The sequence below is a fragment of the Pseudoalteromonas sp. bablab_jr011 genome, from assembly GCF_016464045.1.
Lineage (GTDB): Bacteria > Pseudomonadota > Gammaproteobacteria > Enterobacterales > Alteromonadaceae > Pseudoalteromonas > Pseudoalteromonas lipolytica.
The window spans coordinates 1-212 of the sequence record NZ_JACDWU010000310.1 but is presented as its reverse complement, the minus strand read 5'-3'; the positions used below and the strand labels follow the sequence as shown (position 1 = coordinate 212).

Here is a 212-nt window from a genome sequence, read left to right as displayed (position 1 = left end):
TGCATTTGTTTGTAACTCATTAAACGCCAATACTTTTCTGGGCGGTTATTCTGTTTATCAAAATCGCGTGCTGCTGGGTCTAAATGACGAAACGGCTCTATTTCAGGTGAGTCAACTAATGGTTTGCTTAAATCCATAAAGTGCACCACACGCTCCCATGTATAACGACAGTAGTTTGGGTTTTGTGGGTTGTCTTTAACGCGAATTTCACT

1 pseudogene is annotated in these 212 nt (G+C 41.0%); it reads right to left on the bottom strand.

The window, feature by feature from the left end:
- Positions 1-212 (bottom strand): annotated as a pseudogene (locus JIG41_RS23340) (hypothetical protein); the annotation flags it as partial.